Raw genomic sequence first — 18,593 nt, 5'->3', positions numbered from 1 at the left:
GACCTCGCCGGCCGTCCGGAGGAGTCGCTCGTCATCCGGTGGCGCGCAGGTCGTACCGCTCGGCGGCCCACCTGGCCAGGCGCGGCCGCAGAGCGAGGTAGACGTCCGGGTCGACGCCCATGCCGGTGTGGGTGCTGTGCACCTCGACGCACTCCGCGGAGGGGTCGAGGCACAGCTGCCACGGCACGATGCCATCTGATTTGGAATACACCGACACCGCGGGCATGCCGGAGGGCAGTGGCTCGTTGGCCGACGTGACGTTGTCCTCGAAGCAGGTACCCGAGAGGCACTCGGCGTTCATGAGGCCGGGCACGCCGATCGCGGACAGCCTGGCCAGTGCCTTGGCGGCGAGCAGCACGTGGGGATGGGCACCCAGGGGGTCCAGCACCGGGCTGCCCAGCATCACCAGACCGCACACGAGGTCGGGCCGGCGTACCGCCGCGAGCCGGGCGAGCCCGCCGCCACGACTCTGTCCCAGCAGCACCACCGGGCCCCCGGTGGCCTCGGCGTGCTCCTCCAGGCGACGCTCGACGCGGTCCACCAACTCGGACGTGCACCCCACGTTGAACCCGACACCGGCGCCGGTCGGCTCGTAACCGCGGTCGCGCAACCAGGTGCTGGCGAACGTGAGGCTGAGGTCGCTCGCACCGAACCCAGGTACCAGCACCACGCCCAGACCAGCGCCCTCGTGAGGGTTCGCCTTGCGCCACACCGGATGGCGCAGCAGGCGGGGGATCGTGAGCGCGGCGACCGCGACGTGCTCACGTGCCAGTGATCGCAGGTCACCAGAACTCATGGTCATTGCTCCGCTCATCCGTTCGGGTGCAGAAGAACTAACCCGGATGAACACGGGTAAACGCGGAGCTTCATCACGTTTCCGAGCCGGAGCGCAGCCGGCGTCGTTCCTCTACCGCAGCGCGGTGTCAGGGCCGTGACAGCCCTGTGTCCGGCCTGCCGGCGAACGTGGTCACGACGACCGCGAGGCCAGCAGGGGAGACACGAGATGCCCACGTTCACCACGCCCGGCCCCATCACCGCCACGCTGACCGCCGCGGGTGCCCGTGTGCGGATCGCCGCCGGCGAGCGGGCGGACACGGTGGTGCGGGTCGAGCCCGTCGACAGCACGAACTCGAAGGACGTGAGGGTCGCCGAGAAGACCAAGGTCGACTTCGCCGGCGGCGTGCTGGCGGTCAAGACGACCAAGTCGGGGGACCAGAACGGCTCCGTCGCCATCACGATCGCACTGCCGGCCGGTTCCAGCCTGGTCCTCAACACCGCGTGGACGGAGGTGCGGGCCGACGGCGTGCTCGGTGACTGCGAGGTCAACATCGGGTCGGGGCAGGTCCGGCTCGACCGCGTCACCGCGCTGCGGGGCACCCTCGGGGTGGGCGGGCTCGCGGTCGGGCACGTCACCGGGTCCGCCGAGATCGAGGGCAGCTCGGCCGACGTGCGGATCGGTGAGGTCGAGGGCGTCATCAGGTACCGGGGCACGACCGGGAAGGTCTGGATCGGCCACGCCCGCTCCGACGTCGATCTGGGCGGCTCGAACGGCAGCTTCGACATCGGCCGGGCCGACGGCGGCGTCACCGCCAGGGCGGCGGGGTGTCCTATCCGGATCGGACGGGTCACGCGCGGCCGGGTGGAGGCGATGAACGCCTCCGGTGGCATCGAGATCGGTGTCAGCGAGGGCACTCCCGCCGAGGTCGACGCGAAGAGCACGAAGGGTTCGGTGCGCAGCACGGTGTTCACGCAGGACGACCCCGAGGTCAGGGTTCACGCCCGCACCCGGCTCGACGACATCGTCGTCCGCCGCGTTGCCGCCTGAGTCCGCTGTCAGGGAACTGCCAGTCAGCCGTGGCAGGATCGGGCAGGTGCAAATCGCGATTCTGGGACCGTTCGAGGTTCGCGCGGACGATGGCACTCTCGCGGACGTGCCAGGTGCACGGCTGCGTGCGCTGCTGATCGCCCTCGCGCTCCAACCGGGTCGCGTGGTTCCGAAGGCGGCGCTCGTCGACTGGATCTGGGGCGAGAACCCACCCGCCGACGCGGCGAATGCCTTGCAACGCCTGGTCTCCCGGCTGCGCAAGGCGCTGCCGGACCTGTCGGTCGAAGGGCTGACGGACGGGTACCGCCTGGCGGTGGATCCCGACGCCGTGGACGCGGTGCGGTTCGAACGCCTCGGCGCCGGTGCTCGTGCCGACGAGGGATCGCTGCGGGTCCAGCGGCTGCGTGATGCTCTCGGGTTGTGGCGTGGCCCGGCCTTGCAGGACGTCGGTCTGCAGGACAGCGATGCGTTCGACGCCGCGGCCACCCGGCTCGAAGGGCTGCGCCTGACCGCGGTGGAGGACCGGTTCGACGCGGAGCTCGGGCTGGGTCGTGGCGCGGAGCTGGTCGGCGAACTGACCGACCTGGTGGCCGCGCATCCCGTGCGGGAGAAACTCGTCGTCGCGCTGATGCGCGCACTCGTCGCGGCGGGCCGCAACAGCGAGGCGCTTCTCGCGTACCAGCGCACCAGGGAAGCCCTGGCCGACGAGCTGGGCGTCGACCCCTCACCGGAGCTGTCCGCGCTGCACGTCGCGTTGCTGCGCGGCGAGATCGGCCGGCGTGAGGAGAACCGCAGGACCAACCTGCGTGCCGAGCTGACCAGCTACATCGGCAAGGACGCCGATGTCACCGCGGTGCGCGAGCTGGTCGCCGGCCACCGCCTGACCACCCTGATCGGACCGGGAGGCTCGGGGAAGACGAGGCTGGCAACGGAAACCGCACGCGTGCTGCTCGGCGACCTGCCGGACGGGGTGTGGCTGGTGGAGCTCGCCCCCGTCGGCGCTGAGAGCAAGGAAGGTGGGCCCGAAGGGCAGCAGGCCGGGAAGAACGCGGTGGCGCAGTCGACGCTCGCCGCACTCGGCCTTCGAGACGCGCTGCTCGGCGAAGCGACGAGCGCGGAGCCGCTGGAGCGGCTGATCTCCGCGATCCGCGAGCGCGAGGCGCTGCTGGTCCTGGACAACTGCGAGCACGTGATCGAGTCGGCGGCGGCGTTCGCCCATCGGCTGCTGGGGGAGTGCCGGAAGCTGCGGATCCTGGCGACCAGCAGGGAGCCGCTCGGCATCACCGGTGAGGCGTTGTGGTCAGTCGCGCCGCTGCACCTGCCGGCGGCGGTCCGACTGCTGCGGGAACGAGCGGCCGCCGTGCGCACCGACCTCGTGGCCGACGCCGGCACGGTGGCGACGATGACGCGCGTCTGCCGGGCGCTGGACGGGATGCCGCTCGCGATCGAACTGGCCGCGGCCAGGTTGCGCACCATGTCCGTCGACCAGCTGGCCGCTCGGCTCGACGACCGGTTCCGCCTGCTGACCGGAGGCAGCCGCACCGCGTTGCCCCGCCACCGGACGTTGCGCGCGATGGTCGACTGGAGCTGGGAGCTGCTGACCGACGCCGAACGGGTGGTGCTGCGCAGGCTCGCGGTGTTCGCCGGCGGGGCGAGCCTGGAGGCGGCCGAGAGGGTCTGCGCGGACGAGGCCGTCGAGGAGCACGAGGTCCTGGACCTGCTCACCTCGCTGACCGAGAAGTCGCTGCTGGTCGTCGGTGACGAGGGCGCACCTCGGTACCGGATGCTCGGCACGATCAAGGAGTACGCCGCGCACCGGCTCGCCGAGGCGGGGGAGTCGGAGCCTGCTCGGCGGACGCACCTCGCCTTCTTCACCGAGCTCGCCGAGACAGCGGCTCCGCACCTGCTCCGCGCCGAGCAGCTGACCTGGCTCGCCGCACTGAGTGCCGAGCACGACAACATCAGTGCCGCGATGCGGGGTGCGCTCGCGGCCGGTGAAGCACATGCGGCGATGAGCCTGGCGGCGGGCGCCGGCTGGTACTGGTGGCTCGTCGGGCACAAGGCAGAGGGCCTGGAACTGATCCTCGCGGCCACCGAGACGCCGGGAGAGGTGCCCGACGAGATCCGGGCATGGGTGTACGGCCTCGTCGTGACGTTCCTGAGTTCCGGGCTGGGTGACGAACGCCAGGCCGCCGGGTGGATCCACCAGGCTTACGAGCTCTACCAGCGCCTTCAGGTCCGCCCCCCGATGCTGGGACTGGTCGCCTCGCTGGAACGCATGCTGCGGGAGCCGGACAGCGCTCCGTCCGCGTGGGAGATGGCGCTGGACAGCGAAGATCCCTGGGTGCGTGCGATAGGCCGGCTGCACCTCGGGAAGATGCGGGTCGCGGTCGGCCGAGACGGGCCGGAGGCGGATCAGTACCTGGAGGAGGCGCTCGTCGAGTTCCGGGTGCTCGGCGAACGGTTCGGGATCTCGTTCGCCCTGACCGAGCTGGCGGACCGGATCGCCACGCGCGGCGAGTTCGCCGAGGCGTGTGAGCACTACGAAGAGGCGATCGCGGTCATCAGCGAGATCGGTGCCGTCGACGACGTCATCCGGATGCGCGCGCGACAGGCCCAGCTGTACTGGCTGATGGGCGACAAGGACGCGAGCGCGGGCGCCATGGCCGAGGCCGGGCGGTGCGCGGAAGGCGTCACCTGGCCGGACGCGCTCGCCATGCTGGCTCTCGCGAAGGCCGAGCTCGCCCGGTGGAGCGGCGACGCCGAGGCGGTGTACGAACAACTCCGCGTCGCGACCACCGTGTGGGGCGCCGAGGCGGACCAGGTGAGCATCCGCGCCGCGACGCACACGCTGTTCGGCTACCTGACCGACGACCTCGACGAGGCGCGGGAGTTCCTCGCGGGTGCGTGCCAGGCGGCGGCCGAGGTGGGGTACGCGCCCACGATCGCGCAGGTGCTCGTCGCGGTCGCGGACCTGGCACTGCGCCGCGACCAGCACGAGCAGGCCGCCCGGCTGCTCGCGGCGAGCACCGCCGTGCGCGGACTACCGGACTGCTCACACCTCGACGTGGACCGGATCGAGCGGGCGGCGCGAAGCCGCCTCGGCGACGCGGCGTTCGACGAGGCGGCCCAGGTGGGTGCGCAGACGAGCTGGAGTGACCTGGTGGCGGTCACACTCGCTTCCTGACAGGCCGGGCTGACACGGGCACGGCCCGTGTCAGCGCCGTGACAGTCCCGTGTCCGGACTCCCGGTGATCGTGGTGGCGACAACCACCACGAAGGGGATCCGATGAGCCACACGGCTTCCGTCCTGCAAGGCCTGCCGATGGAGCGCGACGCGGGCCCGTTCGACCCGCCCAGCCAGATCACCGCCGTGCGCGGGGCCCGGCCCGTCAGCCCCATGCTGTTCCCGGACGGTCACGAGGGCTGGCTGGTCACCGGGTACGACGCGGTGCGCCAGGTCATGGCCGACACCAGGTTCAGCAACCGCCAGGACATCGGCGTCCTCCACGTGCCGTTCGAGACGCCCGGCATGCCGGGGGCGACCGAGCCGTCCCCGCAGACGCCGGGCCTGTTCATCAGCATGGACCCGCCGGACCACACCCGGTTGCGCCGCAAGCTGACCGGCGCGTTCACGGTCAAGCGGATGAAGCAGCTCGAAGAGGGCATCATCGCGATCACCGAGCGGCAGCTGGACGAACTGGCCCGCCTGACCCCGCCGGTCGACCTGGTTCGCGAGTTCGCGCTTCCGGTGCCGTCACTGGTGATCTGCGAACTGCTCGGCGTTCCGTACGCGGACCGCGAGACCTTCCAGGCCAACTCCTCGAAGTTCATGGAAAGGGACATCAAGCTCGAGGACAAGATCGCCGCGATCGGTGCCATGTTCGGCTACCTCGCCGAGCTGGTCACGGGCAAGCGCGCCGACCCCGGTGAGGACGTCCTGTCCGACCTCGCCCGCGACGAGGACCTCACCGTCGAGGAACTGTCCGGGATGGCTTTCCTGCTGCTGCTCGCGGGGCATGAGACCACCGCGAACATGCTGGCGCTGGGCACGTTCGCCCTGCTGGAGCACCCCGCGGAACTGGCGGAACTGCGGGAGAAGCCGGAACTGCTCCCCGACGCGGTCGAGGAGCTCATGCGCTACCTGTCCGTGGCCGACATCTTCTACCGCTACGCCACGGAGGACGTCGAACTCGGCGGCGAGACCATCCCCGCCGGCTCCACCGTCGTCGTCTCGCTGCTGGCCGCGAACCGCGACCCGCAACGGTTCGAGCACCCGGACGTCCTGGACGTGCACCGCAAGGTCCGCGGCCAGGTCGCCTTCGGGCACGGCGTCCACCAGTGCCTCGGCCAGCAGCTGGCCCGCATCGAGATGCGCGCCGGCTTCGAGGGACTGCTGCGACGCTTCCCGGCCTTGCGGCTCGCTGTTCCCGCCGGCGACGTCAGGCTCAGGACCGACATGCACATCTACGGCGTCCACGAACTCCCGGTCACCTGGGTCTGACCCACCGTCCACTCAGGAGCGTCCCATGACAGCACCACCCGCGATCCGAGTGCAGGGCCTGGAGAAGTCGTACAAGACGCTGAACGTACTGCGCGGCGTGGACTTCGACGTGGCACGGGGCAGCATCTTCGCGCTGCTCGGCTCGAACGGCGCAGGCAAGACCACGGTCGTGAAGATCCTCTCCACCCTGCTGAAAGCCGACGCGGGGACCGCCGACGTCAACGGCTTCGACGTCACAGGGCAGGCCGCGAACGTTCGGGAGTCCATCAGCCTCACCGGGCAGTTCGCCGCCGTCGACGACATCCTCAGCGGCCGGGAGAACCTCGTGCTCGTCGCCCGGCTGCGGCACCTCCAAGGCCCCGGCGAGATCGCGGACGAGCTGCTGGCCCGGTTCTCACTGACCGACGCGGCCGCACGGAGGGTGTCGACCTACTCGGGCGGCATGCGCCGCCGCCTCGACATCGCGATGAGCCTCGTCGGGAACCCGCCGGTCATCTTCCTCGACGAGCCGACGACCGGGCTCGACCCCGAAGGACGCCTCGAGGTGTGGCAGGCCGTCCGGGAACTCGCCGGCCAGGGCACGACGGTGCTGCTCACGACGCAGCACCTGGACGAGGCCGAACAACTCGCCGACCGGATCGCGATCCTGCACGAGGGCCGGATCATCGTGAACGGCACCCTCGCCGAACTGAAGCAGCTGCTGCCGCCCGCTGAACTCGAATACGTCGAGAAACAACCGACCCTCGAGGAAGTCTTCCTCGCACTGGTCGGTGCCCGCAAGGACACGACGCCGAGAGAGGCGCGATGACGACCAAGCACTTCTTCGTCGACACGACCGTCCTTCTGGGACGGTCTCTGCGTCACATCACGCGAAGCCTGGACACCATCCTCACGACCGTCATCACGCCGATCGCCATGATGCTGATGTTCGTCTACGTGTTCGGTGGCGCGATCCAGACCGGTTCGGACTCGTACGTGAACTACCTGCTGCCCGGCATCCTGCTCATCACGGTCGCCTCCGGCATCGCCTACACCGCGTTCCGGCTCTTCATGGACATGCAGAGCGGCATCTTCGAGCGGTTCCAGTCCATGCCGATCGCACGGTCGTCCGTGCTGTGGGCGCACGTGCTGACCTCGCTGGTCGCCAACCTGCTCTCGCTCGTGGTCGTCGTGCTCGTCGCCCTGCTCATGGGCTTCCGCTCGGGGGCGGGACCACTGGCGTGGCTCGCGGTCGCCGGCATCCTGGTCCTGTTCACCCTGGCGCTGACCTGGCTCGCCGTCATCCCCGGTCTCACCGCGAAGTCCGTCGACGGCGCGAGCGCGTTCTCCTACCCGCTCATCTTCCTGCCGTTCCTCAGCTCGGCCTTCGTGCCCACCGACACCATGCCCGGCCCGGTGCGCGCCTTCGCCGAGAACCAGCCGGTGACGTCCATCGTCAACGCCCTCCGCGCCCTGTACACGGAGCAGCCGGTCGGCACCGGCATCTGGATCGCACTCGCCTGGTGCGCCGGCATCCTCGTCGTCGGTTACGTCCTCGCCACGATCACCTACCGCCGCAAGATCTCCTGACGGCCCGGCCTCGCCGGAACGCCGGGGAACCGCTGTGTCCTGCCGTCTGGCGTCGTGGTTCGTAATATCGGCGGCAGGACAACGGTCGGGGATCTTCAAGTGAGGTGTTCAGTGACTACAGGCGAGACGGCAGCGGTGGCCGGCGTGCAGACCAGCGATCATGGCGGCGTGCTGGTCGCTGTCATCAGCGGCGAACTCGACATGGTCAGCGTGGACGGAGTCGGGACGGCCCTGTTCGACCACCTGGCCAAGAAGCCGGACGGCCTGGTGGTGGAGCTGGCCGTGGAGTTCATGGGCTCGTCCGCCTTGTCGATGCTGCTGGAGCTGCACGCACGGGCACAGCGCGAGGAAGTGGGGTTCGCCATCGTGGCCACCGCGGTGGCGGCCGCGCGGCCGTTGATGGCCAGTGCCCTGACCCAGGTGCTACCGGTGGCCCAGTCGGTGGACGAGGCCGTGAAGGCGATCCAGGAGGAACGCAAGCCGGGCTAGTGGGTTCGGCCGGGCTTGACGCGGTGCGTCGAGCCCGGCCGGCCTCAGCATGCGTGCGGGTCACATTCACCCGATAGCGGGATGCGAAATCGTTGCCTTCCTATTTGGCCTGATCATCCGCCAGAACAAAGCTGAACCGCGCAATTGAGATGCCACTCGAAAGTGTGGTCCGAGCCGTCTCGGCCGCGTTGGAGCGCGGTGGACGATTTGGTGACTCTTTGATCGTTTGGATACGGTCTTGGCGGACTTGCGGAACGTGTGCAATGCCGACACTTCCTTTCCGTAAAGAATCAACAGAGGAGATTTTTGTGCTGAAGAAGGCAGGGGCGGCCGTCGCTATCGCGGGCGCTTTTCTCGGTTTCGGTTCCACCGCGATGGCTGACGCCCCCGAGCTGGACATCACGGACCAGGTCGGCATTGCCAACCTGGAGGACTCCGAGGTCGTCAGCGACCTGAACGCCTGCTTCATCGACGTCAACGTCATCGCGGTGCCGGTGCTGTCGGACAACGACAGCGGCCTGTGCGCCAACCCCGACGACAAGTGACGTGAGGCGGCGCCCGTTGTGACGGCGCGCCGTCCGCAGACCGGGGAGCGGAGTCCGGCAGGGGTGCCTGGCTCCGTTCCTCCTTCGTAGCACGCGCAGATCGAACGACTGGTTCGTGAGGGGAAAATCGTCATGTTGAAGAAGGCTTTTGCCGCGGCTGCTGTGGGCGCGGGTTTTCTGATGATGGGCACGCCCGCTTTCGCGACGCAGGGCGACGCCATCGACGACACGACGGACCTCGCCTCGAAGTACGACCACACCCACCAGGTGAGTCTGGTCAACTTGCAGGACGCCGAACTGCTCAGTGACATCAACGTCTGCCACGTCGACGTGAACGTCATCGCGGTGCCGGTCCTTTCGAACAACGACTCCGGACCGTGCGTGAACCCCGACATCGAGGGTGAGCACTTCCACGAGGACGACTCAGAGCGCTGACCCGCCTTACGAGCGGGACGGGCCTCAGGTGCCCTACTCGGGCACCCGTCCGGCGTCGTGCACGCACCGGGAGACCTGGACGCGGTTGGTGACCTCCAGCTTCGCGAACACGCTCCCGACATGCGTCTTCACGGTGGCAAGGCCGAGGTGCAGGGACAGGGCGATCTCGGCGTTGGTCAAACCCTCGGCGACCGCGGTGGCGACCTCGCGTTCACGGTCCGTGAGCCGGGCGAGGAGCGCGCGGGCCGTGTGACGCCGGGAGTCGTCCCCCTGCCTGGTGGCCACGGCGATGAGCCGGCTGGTGACGCTCGGCGAGAGCATCGGCTCGCCGATCGCGACGCGGCGCACGGCGGCGACGATGTCGGCGGGCCTGGTGTCCTTCAGCAGGAAGCCCGCCGCTCCCTCACGCAGCGCCGTGAAGACCAGCTCGTCGGTGTCGAACGTGGTCAGGACGATGACCCGGGCCGGCGATCCCCGGTCGCGGAGCCGGCGGGTGGCGGCCAGGCCGTCCATCCCGGGCATCCGGATGTCCATCAGGACGACGTCCGGTCGCTCGCGCACGACCACGTCGATCGCGTCCCGCCCGTCGGCCGCCTCGCCGACCACGTCGACGTCCTCGGCACCGCCCAGGATCATCCGCAGACCTGCCCGCACGAGCGGGTCGTCGTCGACGACGACGAGCCGCACCACGTTCAGCTCTGCCACGGCAGCCTCGCGGTCACGACGAACGACCCGTCCGGTCGTGGCCCGTGAGCGAAGGTTCCGCCGGCGAGTTCGGCGCGCTCCGCTAGACCCAGCAACCCCACTCCCGACGACGGCGCCGCGCTCGTCCGGCCGGCCAGCGGGTTGCGGACCTCCACTTCGAGCACGTCCCCGGCGGCACCGGTGAGCCGTACGACGACGGGCTCACCGGGCGCGTGCTTCCTGGCGTTCGTCAGAGCTTCCTGGACGATCCGGAAAGCCGTGCGAGACAGGGTTTCCGGGAACCGGTGCACGAGCAGCTCCCCGCTGTCGAGCCGAACCGCCGAACCGGCCTCCCGCGCGTCGGCGAGCAGCGCCGGCAACTGCGCGAGCGTCGGCTGCGGAGCGTCGGCGGAGATGCCCGCGGGCCCGTCCGCCCGCAGGACGCCCAGCACCTCCCGGAGCTCGGCCAGCGCGAGCCGGGCGTTCTCCTGGATGGTCTGCGCCGCCTCCACCGTCTGCCCGCGGTCGAGGTCGTCGCGGTAGGTGAGTGCTCCGGCGTGCAGCGCCACCATCGAGATGCGGTGCGCCAGCACGTCGTGCATCTCCCGGGCGATCCGGTTCCGCTCCGCCTCGCGGGCGACCTTCGCGGCCAGCGCCTGCTCCCGCTCAGCGGTGAGGGCCCGCTCACGCAGCGAGCCGACCAGGTCGCGACGGGCGGCGACGTAGTACCCGGTGGCCACGGCGGCGGCGAAGAAGACCTCACCGAGCAGGACGCCGCTCGTCGCCTCGAAGCCACCGCCCTCGGTGAACAGAAAACGTGGCCGGTACACGAACTCGGACACTATCGAGCCCGCGAGGAACACGGTCGCGACGACCGCGACCGGCACCCGTTGCCGCCGCGTGGCCATGGAGGCGACGGCCAGCGCGGCCGGGCCCATGCTCGTCACCGACACGACGCAAGCAGCGCTCGTCAGGCATGCCACGACCAAGGGATGACGCCGCCGCAGCAGGAGTAGCGCGAACGTCACCGCGCCCAGCACGAGGTCGAGCACCAGCGCGGCGCCCACGACGTCCTGCTGTGCCGCGGTCAGCGGTACGGACAGCACCACGGCGGTCATGGCGCCCCACGCCACCACGCCGACGGCTGCCGCGAGCAGGTGGCGCCAGACGCGGGACCACGCACGCAGCAGTTCCGGCATGCCCGAAGCCTAGATGGCGCGAGGTACGCCGCAGATCCGTCGCAAGGCTCGATCGCCTCCACCTCCGGGTGGAGACGATCGAGTCTCCGCGGGGAGTCGCGCAGGGCTTCGACAGGGCAGCGTTGGTGCCGTCATCACCGCTACCGGCGTTGCGCCACAAGGAGAAGCCATGACCAAGCCCAAGACGCTCGCGAGAATCGCCGGTCTGCTGTACCTCGCACTCGTCGTCCTCGGCACCTGGGCGCACCTGGTCGTGCGCGACGGCGTGCACGTGCCCGGCGATCCCGCCGCCACCGCGGCCAACATCGTGGCCCACGAAACGCTGTTCCGCTGGGGTCTCGCGGCGGACGTGCTGATGGCGGTGGTCTTCGTCTTCCTCGGACTGGCCCTGCAGCGTCTGCTGCACCACGTCGACGAGCGCGCCGCGACGGCGCTCCTGGTGTTCGTGTCGGTCGGTGCGGGCTCCATCCTGCTCAACCTCGCGCTCCACCACGGGGCGCTGCGAGTCGCCACCGATCCCGCGCTCACCGACGAGCTCGCGTTGCTCCTGCTCGACCTGCACGGCTACGGATACACCCTCGGCGGCGTGTTCTTCGGCCTGTGGCTGCTGCCGATGGGCTACCTCGCCCTGCGTTCCGCCCTGTTCCCGAAGCCGCTGGGCGTGCTGCTGATCGTCGGCGGCTTCGCGTGGATCGCCGATCCGGTGATCGCGTTCGCCCTGCCCGGCGCCCCCGGACTCGTCCGTGACGTGGTGTCGGCTCCTACTTCGCTGGCCGAGTTCGGCCTGATGCTCTACCTGCTCGTCCGAGGCGTTCGTTCCCCGGTGCCGGCCGGTTCTGAGAACGTTCCGAGCCGCGTCCTCTGACTGGCACGGGACACCACGACAGGAAGCGCAGGCCGCTGGTGGCGGCGCTCGTCAGTCGCGCGACCGCATGCTGCGCCTGGCTTTTCCGGAACTGCGGCCACAGCCGTTCCGCCTTCCGCTGGTGTCCCCCTGCGAGGTAGGCGGCATGGGCGGCGTGCAGCTGGCGCTGCTCCTCCTGCTGATCGGTGTCACACGCGATCAACGCGAGGTGCTTGTGCGCATGCCCCATCAGGTCGTGCCGGCCGACCTCCTCGGCGATCTCGATGCAGTCCAGGAAGTACCCGACCGCGCGGTCCGAGAGCTCCACGTCGTCGGCGAGCACGCCCAGGCTGTAGTTGACCTGGGCCTCCCCGGGGCGGTGCCCGCTCGTGCGGTAGGCCGCCAGAGCCGCGTCGTAGAACCTCTGCGCCGAGTCGAAGTCCTTGCGGTGACGGGAGAGCAGGCCGAGGTTGTACAGCGCCTTGCCCTGGCTCTCGTCGTCACCGAGTTCGCGGCTCACCGAGGCGGCCGACTCGAACCGTGCGCGGGCGGCCTCGTCGTGGCCCATCTCGCGGTGCAGGCGCCCCAGCCCGAGCAGGGCCTTGGCCTCCGCTGTCCGATCGCCCAGGCTCACGGCGGCGTCCAGAGCCATTTCGTAGGCGGAGATCCCTTCCACCGCGGTGCGGCGGCCGTAGAAGAAGTAGAGGAACGAGCCCAAGGCGAACGCCAGGCGCAGCACCTGTTCACGACGGCCGGTCCGGTGCGCGAGAGCTACGACGGCGATGACGCTCTCGCGCTCGGCCCGCAACTCTTCCGCATCGGCTTCGCACTGTTCCGCCGCGTACAGCCGCAACAGGTCGTGAAAGCGGAACCAGCCGGGCGCTTCACCGCCCTCGATCATGTGCGCGCGTCGCAGGCCGGTCAGCAGTTTCCGCGTGGACTGCGGTGACCTGCCGGCCAGTGCCGCCGCGGCCCCGGTGCTGATCTGGGGACCGGGACTGAGCGACAACAACCGGAACAGCCGCTGCTCCTCGTGAGCAAGCCTGGCGTGCGAGAGGTCGAACGCCGCGCGGACGGCGAAGTCGTCGTAGCTGAGTTCGGCCAGCCGCGCTTCCTGCAGCAGCACGGCGAGTTCGGCGAGCAGGAGTCCGGGATCGTCGGACAGCAGGGCGGCCACGATGCCGAGGGCGAGCGGCAACCATCCGCACAGTTCGGCGATCTCGTGCGCGGACTGCGGGGCGTCGGCGATCCGCGTGTCGGCGGGATCGGTGGCCTGCAGGAGGTTCGCCAGCATCGTCACCGAGTCGTCGGCCGGCAGCACGTCGATCCCGACACGCCGGGCGCCCTGCAGATCTCCGAGTGTGTGCCGGCTGGTCACGAGCACGCGGTGCTGGTCGCCCGGCGGCAGCGGCCGGACCTGCTCGGACGACGACGCGTTGTCCAGCACCACCAGCACCGGCCGGCGTTTCGCGAGCCGGGAGCGGTAGAGCGCCTCTCGTTCCGGCCGCGTCTCCGGTACGCACGACACGCCGAGCGCCGTGAGGAAGGTGGCGAGAGCGGTCTGCGGTTCGACGGGTGTGGAGTAACCGTGGAGGTCGATGAACAGCACACCGCCCGGGAACCTGCCTGCGGCGGCGTGGGCCGCCTTCACCGCCAGCGTGGTCTTGCCGACGCCGGCGAGGCCCGTCGACACCACAAGAGGTTGAGGGCTGCCCAGCGCTGCGGCGACGGCGCTCAGGTCCGCGGCGCGGCCGGTGAACTCGGCGGCGACCGGTGGCAGTCCGTCGACCAGCACCGGTCACCACGTCCGGCTTGGTTCGAGCCGCGCACGTCTTCGTCGCAGACATCGATTCGGGCCGCCCGGAAGGACGCATTCGGAGGTTAGGGTAATCTGGATGTTCAGAACATCTCAAGCGCGTTCGGCGGGAGTGGCGATGGTTCGGCTGACTCGGGTGCAGCAGCAGGCGCGCACGCGTGCCGCGGTGCTGGCGGCGGCGCGGGAGGAGTTCGCCGAGCACGGTTTCCTGCCGGCGAAGGTGGACCGGATCGCCGAACGGGCGGAGCTGACGCGCGGGGCGGTGTACTCGAACTTCCCGAGCAAGCGCGCGCTGTACCTGGCGGTGCTGATCGACCTGGTCGAGAAGGCATCGGGGGAGGAGCCACGGGCGACGGTGTCACCGACGTCGCGGGTCGACGCGCTCGGGGTGTTCGCACGGGTCTGGCTCGAACGGCTGCCGCTGGTGGGCGACCCGGCGCCGGGCGGGCGGCTGCGGTTGCGGTCGCTGGACGGTGTCTTCGAGGACGAGCGCGGTCCGGCCGTGCTGGCGCAGCTCGCGCGGCTGGAGGCGTTGTTGCTGGCCATCGCCCTCGAACGGGGTGCGCCGGTCCGGCGGGTCCGGCTGGCGGAGCTGGTGCTGACGATGCTGGACGGCGCCGGTCACCGGTCAGAGACTTCGCCGGGTTTCGGTGACCCGTTCGACGTCGCGCACGCGTGCCGGCACATGGCCGAGATCGCCCTGGAGGACACCTGGGCGCCGCCGCACCTGCCGTACGTCGCTCCGGCGCGGACGTGCTCGGACGCCTGGACCGCGCCCGAGGGTCTCGTGGACCAGATCAGTGGTGAGCGGGTCGACCTCACGAACGGACTGGTGGTGGTGCTGGGCGCGAGTCGTCTCGGCGCGGCCGAGGAGGCCGTGCGGTCCGCGAAGCCCGGCGAACAGGTCACGCTGGCCGTCGTCACCGGCGATCCGGAGGAGACCGGGCGACTCGTCCGGCTCCGGGTGACGGACGCCGTCGGCTGTCTGAGGCGGGTGTTCGCGCCCGAGGTCTGGCAGCACGTCCGGCTGGTGCTCGACGACGACGCGCTGGTGGCGTCGTCGATCGGCCTCACCGATCCCGGCGACGACACCGAGTCCGCGGTCAGCGTGCGGGACGGCGTGATCGTCGCGCGCGCCCACGGCCGCGGTGCCGGCTACGCGGCCGGTGCGCGCAGGCGGGAGGCGACCCAGTGAGCAGGGACCTTTCGGTGCTGCACGCGTTGCGCTGTGTCGGCACGACCGGACTCGCCCGCGTGGCGTCGTTCACGGGGCTCGCCGAGTCCGATGTGGAGTCCGAACTGATCGATCTCGCGGTCGCCGGTCTCGTCACGCACCACAAGGGTTTCGGCGGGTGGGCGCTCACGGAGTCCGGCCGGGCCGCCGACTCCGCTCGGACCAAGGCCGAGCTGGAGTCGGCCGGTACCCGTCCCGCGCTGGCCGAGGCGTTCGACGTGTTCCTCGTGCTCAACCCCGAGCTGCTCGACCTGTGCACGGCGTGGCAGGTCCGGTCCGCCGGCGGCGTCACGACGATCAACGACCACAGCGACGCCGCCTACGACGCCCGCGTCCTCGCCCTGTTCACCGACTTCCACGCCCGTGCCGTCGTGGTGATCGCCGCTCTGGCCGCCGCCGTGCCGCGGTTCGGCCGTTACGACGCGCGCCTGTCGGAGGCCTTGGACCGCGCTCAGGCAGGGGAGATCGAGCGGCTGGCCGACACCATCGACTCGTTCCACACGATCTGGGCGGAGCTGCACGAGGACCTCCTCGCCACGCTGGGGATCGCGCGATGGAGTGGGTGAGGCACCTCTCCGGTGAACTCGGCGAACCACCGGAGGTCGTCGGCGGCAAGGCCCACGGCCTCGTGCTGCTGCACCGCCTGGGCCTGCCGGTGCCCGCCGGTTTCGTCGTCACCACCGAGGCCTGCCGGGTCTTCCTCCGCACGGGCCGGCTCCCCGGCGGGCTCGGCGACGAACTGGCCTCGGCCATCGAGGTCCTGGGCCCCTCCACGGTCTCGGTGCGTTCCGGGGCCGCCGTGTCGATGCCCGGCATGATGGACACGATCCTCAACCTGCGCCTCACGCCGGACTCGCTCGACGAGGCGCTGAAGTCGGTGTTCTCGTCGTGGAACACACCTCGCGCCCGCACCTACCGCACCCTGCACGGCATTCCGCACGACCTGGGCACGGCCGTGGTCGTGCAGCGCATGGTGTTCGGCGACCGCGACGGCCGCAGCGGCTCCGGCGTCGCGTTCAGCCGCGATCCCGGCACAGGCGAGAACACGCCGTTCGGCGAAGTCCTCTTCGGACACCAGGGCGACGCCGTCGTCTCCGGCCGCACGCTGACACTGCCCCTGCACGCACTCGCGGACCGCGAACCCGCGGCCTGGCGCGACCTGCTCGACGCCCTGAGCCGGATCGAACAGCACCACCGCGACGCCTGCTACGTCGAGTTCACCTTCGAGTCAGGTGTGTTGTGGCTGCTGCAGGTGCGGCCGGGCAGGTTCACCGGCGCCGCCGCCGTCCGCCTGGCCACTGACCTGGCCGACGCCGGCGCGATCACCCGTAACGAAGCACTCCTGCGGGTGTCGCCGCACCACCTCCGGCACGTCCGCGTACCCCGGATCGCACTGGATGCCGACGTCATCGCACGCGGGCTCGGAGTGTGCCCGGGGGTGGCGGCGGGCAGGGTGGCGGTCACGGCCGACGAGGCGGTGCGCATGGCCGCCGGCGGCCCGGTCGTCCTGGTGCGTCCGGAGACGTCACCGGAGGACATCCGCGGCCTGGCGGCGGCCACCGGCATCGTCACCGCCCGGGGCGGCCCGGCGAGCCACGCGGCCGTCGTCGCGCGCTCGATGGGAAAACCCGCCGTGGTAGGAGTCGCCGACCTTCTCGTGGGGCGCGACTCGGTGGTGATGGGCGGGCGCACGGTCGGCGTGGGCGCGATGGTCGCCGTCGACGGGACCGGGGGCGAGGTCGTGCTCGGTACGCCGCGCGTCGTCACGGGAGGGGCGGACGAGCACCTGCGCCGGTTGCTGGGGTGGGCGGACGAGGTGTCGGGGGAACGGCCGGAGCGGGACGAGGCCAGGCGCCTGGAGGCCGCGCAGGTCGTGCTCCGGCGGCGGCGCGGCGCTTGAGGGGCGTGCGTTGCGTGGCATCGGGGAGCCGGGTCCCGGCGGAATGTTGTGCGGCGGCCGGTAAGGGGCGGTGTGGCGGCCGGGCAAGAGGTGTGCTCCTGCGGGTGCAACGGTGGGGTGGGCAACGCGAGTAGGCGCCTGGGTGACGGCGTCGGTGAGGTGCGGAGCTTGCAGGCGGCCAGACGGTGCGCCTGAGCGAGGGGGTGCTCGGCGCGTTGACGAACAGCGGGGTGAGCAGGTGACCCGGCCCGGATGCGGTGACGTGACTCAGGGCCGGGTGCCTGGACCGAAGCCCGTCCAGCGCAGCTCCTCCGGCAGGTGGCTCATGTCGTTGTACAGCACCAAGGACGGTGGCGTGCCGTCGCGGAACTGCAGGACGGTCAGCGCGGTGTTGCCGCAGCTCATCGCCAGCCACCGGTCCGCTGGTGCGCCGAGGGCGTGCCGCACCAGCCACGCCACCTGGTAGGCGTGCGTGACCAGGACCTCGTGGGACCCGGTCTCGGCCGGGTGCGCGAACCGGGCGGTCAAGGCTTCCGCGAGGCCCGCGCCGGCGGCTGCCTCCGCCGCGTCGTAGCCGTCGAAGAAGCCCGTCCACGCGGGCGGGGGGTCGGCGGGCACGTGCGGCACGTGGTCTACCAGCTCGGGGGCCTCGGTGACGGGGACGCCCGGCAGGTGCTCGCCCAGGATCCGCGCCGTGCTCGTCGCTCTCGCCAGGGGCGAATGCAGGACCGCGTCGATCGGCGACCGGGCCAGGCGCTCGCCCAGTAGGTGCGACTGCTGTTCGCCGGTGCCGGTGAGCTCGCCGAACGGGTCTGCTGCGCCGTGACGCACCACGTAGAGGTGCCTGGTCGCCATGGTGAGCCTCCAAGTCGGCAACATCGGGATGTTATCAACATCTGAGAGTGCGCTAATAGCCCATAGCAGTCCCGAATGCGCTGCTGCGGACGGGTGAACTGCGGGCCACTCGTCATGCAGCGGGGGCAGGGTCGTTTGAACATGGCTGAGTTGCGGTTGTAGCAACACAGAAATCCGTGTGCGGGGGCGCAGTCGGGGCCGATCGCGAAGGAGACCGGGAGTCGATGCATCGACTCGATGAAGTGCAGGCCAGGGAAGTGACCCTGGCCGCGGTGGGCGCGGTCAACAGGCGTGATCACCTGTGGTCCGTCGACGCCGTGCGGTGCCTGGTGGCGGACGAGCGGACGCGGGTGGTCGCGATCGACACGTGCGCGGCGATCCTGCTGCGCGGTGTCCCACGCGGCTCGCTGGAGCCGTCCGTCCGCATTCCGATCTCCGTGCCGGCGACGCGGGGTGACGCGACCTGCGCGCGGGCGGCCGAGGTCGCCTCGGAGGTGCTGAGCGGACTGGCGTGCGGTGACGACCGGCGTGTCGCCCTGGTGCTGGGAACGTTGACGGAGGAACAGCAGTTCGACGCGGTGCTGGTGCTGGTGCGCGCCGCGGCGGCGTGGATCGACGCTTATGTGGGCATCGACGGTGACACCGTGGACGCCTACTACGCGATCTCCAAGGTGGAAACGACCTGACGGCCTCG

Annotated in this window: 18 protein-coding genes; 13 read left to right on the top strand and 5 right to left on the bottom strand. The window is 70.6% G+C overall.

The window, feature by feature from the left end; translation table 11 throughout:
• Window positions 1–31: 31 nt before the first annotated feature.
• Window positions 32–796 (bottom strand): esterase/lipase family protein, encoded by a 765-nt coding sequence (locus LX88_RS22180; protein ID WP_258949719.1) that lies wholly within the window; start codon window positions 794–796, stop codon window positions 32–34.
• A gap of 207 nt (window positions 797–1,003) precedes the next feature.
• On the opposite strand from LX88_RS22180, the gene LX88_RS22175 reads away from it, so the two are divergent.
• From LX88_RS22175 to LX88_RS22140, 8 genes are all read left to right on the top strand, one after another.
• Entirely contained in the window at window positions 1,004–1,825 is an 822-nt protein-coding gene (locus tag LX88_RS22175) for a DUF4097 family beta strand repeat-containing protein (protein WP_258949718.1), read from the top strand.
• A gap of 46 nt (window positions 1,826–1,871) precedes the next feature.
• On the top strand, window positions 1,872–5,012 hold the full coding sequence (locus LX88_RS22170; protein ID WP_258949717.1) for an AfsR/SARP family transcriptional regulator: 3,141 nt from the start codon (window positions 1,872–1,874) through the stop codon (window positions 5,010–5,012).
• Window positions 5,013–5,114: 102 nt separating this feature from the next.
• A complete protein-coding gene (locus LX88_RS22165; protein WP_258949716.1) occupies window positions 5,115–6,329 on the top strand; it encodes a cytochrome P450 in 1,215 nt (404 codons plus the stop codon).
• A 25-nt stretch (window positions 6,330–6,354) separates the two neighbouring features.
• Window positions 6,355–7,137 (top strand): ABC transporter ATP-binding protein, encoded by a 783-nt coding sequence (locus LX88_RS22160; RefSeq protein ID WP_258949715.1) that lies wholly within the window; start codon window positions 6,355–6,357, stop codon window positions 7,135–7,137.
• Window positions 7,134–7,898 carry an ABC transporter permease gene (locus LX88_RS22155; RefSeq protein ID WP_258949714.1) on the top strand — a complete coding sequence of 255 codons (765 nt, stop codon included), beginning with the start codon at window positions 7,134–7,136 and terminating at the stop codon, window positions 7,896–7,898. The genes LX88_RS22160 and LX88_RS22155 overlap by 4 nt, the downstream gene beginning before the upstream one ends.
• 111 nt (window positions 7,899–8,009) lie before the next feature.
• Complete coding sequence (locus LX88_RS22150; protein WP_258949713.1) at window positions 8,010–8,387, top strand: STAS domain-containing protein; 378 nt, start codon at window positions 8,010–8,012, stop codon at window positions 8,385–8,387.
• Window positions 8,388–8,695: 308 nt separating this feature from the next.
• Window positions 8,696–8,932, top strand: coding sequence for a hypothetical protein (locus LX88_RS22145; RefSeq protein ID WP_258949712.1), 237 nt, complete (start codon window positions 8,696–8,698; stop codon window positions 8,930–8,932).
• Between the two features lie 132 nt (window positions 8,933–9,064).
• Window positions 9,065–9,367, top strand: coding sequence for a hypothetical protein (locus LX88_RS22140; protein ID WP_258949711.1), 303 nt, complete (start codon window positions 9,065–9,067; stop codon window positions 9,365–9,367).
• Between the two features lie 33 nt (window positions 9,368–9,400).
• Here the strand turns inward: LX88_RS22140 and LX88_RS22135 are convergent, their stop codons facing one another.
• Together LX88_RS22135 and LX88_RS22130 are read right to left on the bottom strand one after the other, a co-directional pair.
• A complete protein-coding gene (locus LX88_RS22135) occupies window positions 9,401–10,072 on the bottom strand; it encodes a response regulator (protein ID WP_258949710.1) in 672 nt (223 codons plus the stop codon).
• Window positions 10,060–11,250 carry a sensor histidine kinase gene (locus LX88_RS22130; RefSeq protein WP_258949709.1) on the bottom strand — a complete coding sequence of 397 codons (1,191 nt, stop codon included), beginning with the start codon at window positions 11,248–11,250 and terminating at the stop codon, window positions 10,060–10,062. Before LX88_RS22130 ends, LX88_RS22135 begins: the two co-directional genes overlap by 13 nt.
• A 169-nt stretch (window positions 11,251–11,419) precedes the next feature.
• Between LX88_RS22130 and LX88_RS22125 the strand changes: the two genes are divergently transcribed.
• Window positions 11,420–12,115, top strand: coding sequence for a DUF4386 domain-containing protein (locus LX88_RS22125; protein WP_258949708.1), 696 nt, complete (start codon window positions 11,420–11,422; stop codon window positions 12,113–12,115).
• Here LX88_RS22125 and LX88_RS22120 read toward each other — a convergent pair.
• Window positions 12,012–13,889, bottom strand: coding sequence for a tetratricopeptide repeat protein (locus LX88_RS22120; protein WP_258949707.1), 1,878 nt, complete (start codon window positions 13,887–13,889; stop codon window positions 12,012–12,014). The genes LX88_RS22125 and LX88_RS22120 overlap by 104 nt on opposite strands.
• Before the next feature lie 139 nt (window positions 13,890–14,028).
• On the opposite strand from LX88_RS22120, the gene LX88_RS22115 reads away from it, so the two are divergent.
• From LX88_RS22115 to LX88_RS22105, 3 genes are read left to right on the top strand one after another with little or no spacing between them, the layout of a single operon-like run.
• Complete coding sequence (locus LX88_RS22115) at window positions 14,029–15,105, top strand: TetR/AcrR family transcriptional regulator (protein ID WP_258949706.1); 1,077 nt, start codon at window positions 14,029–14,031, stop codon at window positions 15,103–15,105.
• Entirely contained in the window at window positions 15,102–15,710 is a 609-nt protein-coding gene (locus LX88_RS22110) for a transcriptional regulator (RefSeq protein ID WP_258949705.1), read from the top strand. Before LX88_RS22115 ends, LX88_RS22110 begins: the two co-directional genes overlap by 4 nt.
• On the top strand, window positions 15,698–17,044 hold the full coding sequence (locus LX88_RS22105; protein ID WP_307790868.1) for a PEP/pyruvate-binding domain-containing protein: 1,347 nt from the start codon (window positions 15,698–15,700) through the stop codon (window positions 17,042–17,044). Before LX88_RS22110 ends, LX88_RS22105 begins: the two co-directional genes overlap by 13 nt.
• 267 nt (window positions 17,045–17,311) lie before the next feature.
• Here LX88_RS22105 and LX88_RS22100 read toward each other — a convergent pair whose 3' ends face one another.
• Window positions 17,312–17,899 carry a histidine phosphatase family protein gene (locus tag LX88_RS22100; RefSeq protein ID WP_258949704.1) on the bottom strand — a complete coding sequence of 196 codons (588 nt, stop codon included), beginning with the start codon at window positions 17,897–17,899 and terminating at the stop codon, window positions 17,312–17,314.
• Between the two features lie 224 nt (window positions 17,900–18,123).
• Here LX88_RS22100 and LX88_RS22095 point away from each other — a divergent pair, with 224 nt between their 5' ends.
• Window positions 18,124–18,585 (top strand): hypothetical protein, encoded by a 462-nt coding sequence (locus LX88_RS22095; RefSeq protein WP_258949703.1) that lies wholly within the window; start codon window positions 18,124–18,126, stop codon window positions 18,583–18,585.
• The last annotated feature ends 8 nt before the right edge of the window (window positions 18,586–18,593 follow it).

The organism is Lentzea californiensis, assembly GCF_024648825.1.
GTDB classification, from domain to species: Bacteria; Actinomycetota; Actinomycetes; order Mycobacteriales; family Pseudonocardiaceae; genus Lentzea; species Lentzea californiensis.
The sequence above is the reverse complement of the archived record's forward strand: the minus strand, read 5'-3'. Positions and strand labels throughout refer to the sequence as shown.

Coding starts and splice junctions, on each gene's coding strand:
- LX88_RS22100 (WP_258949704.1), bottom strand. CDS start 17,899: ATGGCGACCAGGCACCTCTACGTGGTGCGTCACGGCGCAGCAGACCCG.
- LX88_RS22160 (WP_258949715.1), top strand. CDS start 6,355: ATGACAGCACCACCCGCGATCCGAGTGCAGGGCCTGGAGAAGTCGTAC.
- LX88_RS22115 (WP_258949706.1), top strand. CDS start 14,029: ATGGTTCGGCTGACTCGGGTGCAGCAGCAGGCGCGCACGCGTGCCGCG.
- LX88_RS22175 (WP_258949718.1), top strand. CDS start 1,004: ATGCCCACGTTCACCACGCCCGGCCCCATCACCGCCACGCTGACCGCC.
- LX88_RS22105 (WP_307790868.1), top strand. CDS start 15,698: ATGGAGTGGGTGAGGCACCTCTCCGGTGAACTCGGCGAACCACCGGAG.
- LX88_RS22125 (WP_258949708.1), top strand. CDS start 11,420: ATGACCAAGCCCAAGACGCTCGCGAGAATCGCCGGTCTGCTGTACCTC.
- LX88_RS22130 (WP_258949709.1), bottom strand. CDS start 11,250: ATGCCGGAACTGCTGCGTGCGTGGTCCCGCGTCTGGCGCCACCTGCTC.
- LX88_RS22180 (WP_258949719.1), bottom strand. CDS start 796: ATGAGTTCTGGTGACCTGCGATCACTGGCACGTGAGCACGTCGCGGTC.
- LX88_RS22095 (WP_258949703.1), top strand. CDS start 18,124: ATGCATCGACTCGATGAAGTGCAGGCCAGGGAAGTGACCCTGGCCGCG.
- LX88_RS22165 (WP_258949716.1), top strand. CDS start 5,115: ATGAGCCACACGGCTTCCGTCCTGCAAGGCCTGCCGATGGAGCGCGAC.
- LX88_RS22155 (WP_258949714.1), top strand. CDS start 7,134: ATGACGACCAAGCACTTCTTCGTCGACACGACCGTCCTTCTGGGACGG.
- LX88_RS22140 (WP_258949711.1), top strand. CDS start 9,065: ATGTTGAAGAAGGCTTTTGCCGCGGCTGCTGTGGGCGCGGGTTTTCTG.